3 protein-coding genes and 1 pseudogene are annotated in these 5,194 nt (G+C 66.2%); all 4 read left to right on the top strand.

Annotated elements, in window-relative coordinates:
• Positions 1–1,883, top strand: a pseudogene (locus PKE44_RS14660) (DNA-directed RNA polymerase subunit beta'); the annotation flags it as partial.
• Between the two features lie 201 nt (positions 1,884–2,084).
• On the top strand, positions 2,085–2,459 hold the full coding sequence (gene rpsL / locus PKE44_RS14655; protein WP_324552473.1) for a 30S ribosomal protein S12: 375 nt from the start codon (positions 2,085–2,087) through the stop codon (positions 2,457–2,459).
• Positions 2,460–2,513: 54 nt separating this feature from the next.
• The gene (gene rpsG / locus PKE44_RS14650; RefSeq protein WP_324552471.1) at positions 2,514–2,984 is read left to right on the top strand and encodes a 30S ribosomal protein S7; all 471 of its coding nucleotides are present in this window, start codon (positions 2,514–2,516) and stop codon (positions 2,982–2,984) included.
• Positions 2,985–3,001: 17 nt separating this feature from the next.
• Positions 3,002–5,095: an elongation factor G gene (gene fusA / locus PKE44_RS14645; RefSeq protein WP_324552469.1), complete on the top strand. Its 2,094-nt coding sequence runs from the start codon at positions 3,002–3,004 to the stop codon at positions 5,093–5,095.
• Positions 5,096–5,194 lie beyond the last annotated feature (99 nt).

Genomic DNA, 5,194 nt, shown 5'->3' with positions numbered 1-5,194 from the left:
CCCGCAAGGGTCTGGCCGACACGGCGCTGAAGACCGCGAACTCCGGCTACCTGACCCGCCGTCTGGTCGACGTGGCCCAGGATCTGGTGGTCACCGAGGAAGACTGCGGCACGCGCGAAGGCCTGCTGATGACGCCGATCGTCGAAGGCGGCGATGTCGTCGAGCCGCTGCGCGAGCGGGTGCTCGGGCGCGTGGTCGCCGAGGATGTCTGCCGTCCGGGCAGCGGCGAGGTCGTGGCTCCGGCCGGCACGCTGCTCGACGAGCACTGGGTCGACGTGCTCGAAAGCGCCGGCATCGACCAGGTGCTGGTGCGCAGCCCCATCACCTGCGAGACCCGCTACGGCGTCTGCTCGTCGTGCTACGGCCGTGACCTGGCGCGTGGCCACATCGTCAACATCGGCGAGGCGGTCGGCGTCATCGCCGCGCAGTCGATCGGCGAGCCCGGCACGCAGCTGACGATGCGCACCTTCCACATCGGCGGTGCGGCCTCGCGTGCGGCGGCGGTCAGCAGCGTGCAGGTCAAGGCCCGCGGCCGCATCCGCCTGCACAACCTGAAGACCGTCACCAACAAGGACGGCAACCTGGTCGCGGTGTCGCGTTCGGGCGAAGTCACGGTCATGGACGACAACGGCCGTGAGCGCGAGCGCTACAAGATTCCGTACGGTGCCGTGCTGACGGTCAAGGAAGGCGACAGCGTCGAGGCCGGCCAGATCGCCGCGAACTGGGATCCGCACACGCACCCGGTGGTCACCGAGGTCGACGGTCGCGTGCGCTTCCTGGACTTCGAGGAGGGTTCGACCGTCACGCGCAAGACCGACGAGATCACCGGTCTGTCCAGCCTCGAGGTCCTGGACCCGAAGGCGCGCGGCTCGCTCGGCAAGGACAAGCGTCCGACCGTGCGTCTGGTCGATGCCGCCGAGCAGCCGCTGAAGCTCGCCGGCACCGACCTGCCGGCGCAGTACCCGCTGCCGCCGGGGGCGATCGTCAACCTCACCGACGGCGCCGAGGTGCGCGTCGGCGACATCGTCGCGCGCATTCCGCAGGAGTCCTCGAAGACCCGTGACATCACCGGCGGTCTGCCGCGCGTCGCGGATCTCTTCGAAGCGCGCAAGCCCAAGGAGCCGGCGATCCTCGCCGAAATCTCGGGCACGGTCAGCTTCGGCAAGGACACCAAGGGCAAGCAGCGCCTGGTGCTGACCGACAAGGATGGCGGCACCCACGAGGAACTGATTCCGAAGTGGCGCCACGTCAACGTCTTCGAGGGCGAGCAGGTCGAGCGCGGCGAGGTCATCGCCGATGGCGAGCCGAATCCGATGGACATCCTGCGCCTGCGCGGCGTGCGGGATCTCGCCGCCTATCTGGTCAAGGAGATCCAGGACGTCTACCGCCTGCAGGGCGTGAAGATCAACGACAAGCACATCGAGGTGATCATTCGCCAGATGATGCGCAAGGTCGAGATCAGCGAGCCGAACAACGCCCGCTTCATCAAGGGCGAGCAGGTCGAGCGCACGCGCGTGCTCGAAGAGAACGATCGCGTGCGCGGCGACAACGGCGTGCCGGCGCACTGGCACCCGCTGCTGCTCGGCATCACCAAGGCCTCGCTGGCCACCGAGTCGTTCATCTCGGCGGCCTCGTTCCAGGAGACCACGCGCGTGCTGACCGAGGCGGCCGTGCGCGGCTCGCGTGACGACCTGCGCGGCCTCAAGGAGAACGTCATCGTCGGTCGCCTGATCCCGGCCGGTACCGGACTCGCCTACCATGCCGACCGTCGCGGCGGGCGCACCACGCCGCGCCCGGGTTCGTCCTTCGGCACCGAGTTCAGCACCGCCGAATTCGGCAGCGTCGATTACAGCGCCGGCGGCGAAAGCCACGCCGAGGAGTAAGCCACACGCGCCGCCCCGGAACGGCCCCGTCGCCGCTCCGGGGCGGTGTCATTTCGGGGCTCCGGGAACGCATTGACTTTTCCGGGGTTTTCCGCAGCTCAGCTTGACAGGGTACAGACCCGCCCCTAATATCCCGCGCCTTTGGCGGACAGCGGGCGGTCTTGCGGCCTGTCGTCTTGTGTTCGAGGTTCAGGAGTAGCAATGGCAACGATCAACCAGCTGGTTCGCAAGCCGCGCAGCAGCAAGCCCGAAAAGAGCGCCGTGCCAGCCCTCAACGGCTGCCCGCAGAAGCGCGGCGTCTGCACGCGCGTATACACCACCACCCCGAAGAAGCCGAACTCGGCGCTGCGCAAGGTTGCCCGCGTGCGGCTGACCAACGGCATGGAAGTGACCAGCTACATCGGCGGTGAAGGCCACAACCTGCAGGAGCACTCCGTGGTCCTGATCCGCGGCGGTCGCGTCAAGGACCTCCCGGGTGTGCGCTATCACACGATCCGTGGCTGCCTCGACACCTCGGGCGTGCAGAAGCGCCGTCAGGGTCGTTCGAAGTACGGCGCCAAGCGTCCGAAGTCCTGACCGGCAGCCGCCGTTCCTCCGCAGAGTTTCCAGATTTCCAGGTAAGCCCGAGCCATGCCCAGAAGAAGAGAAGTTCCGAAGCGCACCATCCTCCCGGATCCGAAGTTCGGGAACGAGATGCTGGCCAAGTTCATGAACATGGTCATGGAGCGCGGCAAGAAGTCGGTCGCCGAGAAGATCATCTACGGCGCGCTCGACGCGATCACCGAGAAGGGCAAGGACGATGCGATGTCCGTCGTCGAGCAGGCGCTCGACAACGTGCGTCCGGCCGTCGAGGTCAAGTCCCGCCGCGTCGGCGGTGCCACCTATCAGGTGCCGGTCGAGGTGCGTCAGGTGCGTCGCAACACGCTGGCGATGCGCTGGATCATCGATGCCGCCCGCAAGCGTGGCGAGAAGTCGATGGCCCGTCGTCTGGCCGGCGAGCTGCTCGACGCTTCCGAGAGCCGCGGTGCGGCTGTCAAGAAGCGTGAGGACACGCATCGCATGGCGGATGCCAACAAGGCGTTTGCCCACTACCGCTGGTAAGCCCGAGGATTCCGACCGTGGCGCGTAAAACCCCCATCGAGCGTTACCGTAACATCGGTATCAGCGCCCACATCGACGCCGGCAAGACCACGACGACCGAGCGCATCCTGTTCTACACCGGTGTGAACCACAAGATCGGTGAAGTGCATGATGGCGCCGCGACGATGGACTGGATGGAGCAGGAGCAGGAGCGTGGCATCACGATCACCTCCGCCGCGACCACCTGCTTCTGGAAGGGCATGGCGCAGCAGTTCCCCGAGCACCGCATCAACATCATCGACACGCCCGGACACGTCGACTTCACGATCGAAGTCGAGCGTTCGATGCGCGTGCTCGACGGTGCGTGCATGGTGTACTGCGCCGTCGGTGGTGTGCAGCCGCAGTCGGAAACCGTCTGGCGTCAGGCCAACAAGTACGGTGTGCCGCGCATCGCGTTCGTCAACAAGATGGACCGCGCCGGTGCCAACTTCCTGCGCGTCGTGCAGCAGATGAAGGATCGCCTGAAGGCGAATCCGGTGCCGCTGCAGATCGCGATCGGTGCCGAGGATGCCTTCGAGGGCATCGTCGACCTGATCACGATGAAGGCCATCTACTGGAACGACGACACCCAGGGCACGAGCTTCGAGCTGCGTGACGTGCCGGCCGATCTGGCGGATCTCTGTGCCGAATGGCGCGAGAAGCTGATCGAGGCGGCGGCCGAGGCGAACGAGGAGCTGATGGACAAGTACCTGGAGGGCGAGGAGCTCTCCGAGGACGAGATCCATGCGGCCATCCGTTCGCGCACGATCGCCGGCGAGATCGTGCCGGCGCTGTGCGGTTCGGCGTTCAAGAACAAGGGCGTGCAGGCGATGCTCGACGCCGTCGTGCGCTACCTGCCGGCGCCGGTCGACATCCCGGCCGTGACCGGCACGCTCGATGACGGCAGCGAAGCCAGTCGCGAACCCGCCGATGCCGCGCCGTTCTCGGCGCTGGCGTTCAAGATCGCGACCGATCCGTTCGTCGGCACGCTGACCTTCTTCCGCGTCTATTCCGGCGTGCTCAGCTCCGGTGACTCGGTGCTGAACTCGGTCAAGGGCAAGAAGGAGCGCATCGGCCGCATCGTGCAGATGCACGCGAACTCCCGTGAGGAGATCAAGGAAGTGCTCGCCGGCGACATCGCTGCGGCGGTCGGCCTGAAGGACGTGACCACCGGTGACACGCTCTGCGATCCCGAGAAGCCGATCGTGCTGGAGCGCATGGAGTTCCCGGAGCCGGTGATCTCGGTTGCGGTCGAGCCGAAGACCAAGAGCGACCAGGAAAAGATGGGTCTGGCGCTGAACCGTCTGGCGCAGGAGGACCCGTCCTTCCGCGTGCATACCGACGAGGAATCCGGTCAGACGATCATTTCGGGCATGGGCGAGCTGCACCTCGAAATCATCGTCGATCGCATGAAGCGCGAGTTCAAGGTCGAGGCCAACGTCGGTGCGCCGCAGGTTGCCTACCGCGAGACGATCCGCGCCTCGGTCGAGCAGGAAGGCAAGTTCGTGCGCCAGTCCGGCGGTCGCGGCCAGTACGGCCACGTCTGGCTGAAGATCGAACCGCAGGAAGCCGGCAAGGGCTACGAGTTCGTCAACGGCATCGTCGGCGGCGTCGTGCCGCGCGAATACGTGCCGGCGGTCGACAAGGGCATCCAGGAAGCGATGGCCGACGGCGTGCTGGCCGGCTTCCCGGTCGTCGACGTCAAGGTCACGCTGTTCGACGGCTCGTATCACGATGTCGACTCCAACGAAATGGCGTTCAAGATCGCCGGCTCCATGGGCTTCAAGGAAGGTTTCCGCAAGGCGAGGCCGGCCCTGCTGGAGCCGATCATGCAGGTCGAGGTCGAGACGCCCGAGGACTACATGGGCGACGTGATCGGCGACCTGAACCGCCGCCGTGGCCTCGTGCAGGGCATGGACGACTCGCCGTCGGGCAAGATCGTCAAGGCCGAGGTGCCGCTGGCCGAGATGTTCGGCTATGCGACCTCGCTGCGTTCGGCGACGCAGGGTCGTGCGACCTACTCGATGGAGTTCGCGAAGTACAACGAGGCCCCGGCGAACATCGCCGAGGCGGTGATCAAGAAGGCGTCCTGAACGCCCTTCCGGAATTCATGAGGTAAGCAGCAGTGGCTAAGGAAAAATTCGAGCGCAAGAAGCCGCACGTGAACGTGGGCACGATCGGTCACGTCGACC

It is taken from the genome of Plasticicumulans sp., assembly GCF_035331805.1.
Classification (GTDB): domain Bacteria; phylum Pseudomonadota; class Gammaproteobacteria; order Competibacterales; family Competibacteraceae; genus Plasticicumulans.
The sequence above is the reverse complement of the archived record's forward strand: the minus strand, read 5'-3'. Positions and strand labels throughout refer to the sequence as shown.

Bases quoted from the DNA above. Each gene is read 5' to 3' on its own strand.
- rpsL (WP_324552473.1), top strand. From the start codon at position 2,085: ATGGCAACGATCAACCAGCTGGTTCGCAAGCCGCGCAGCAGCAAGCCC.
- rpsG (WP_324552471.1), top strand. From the start codon at position 2,514: ATGCCCAGAAGAAGAGAAGTTCCGAAGCGCACCATCCTCCCGGATCCG.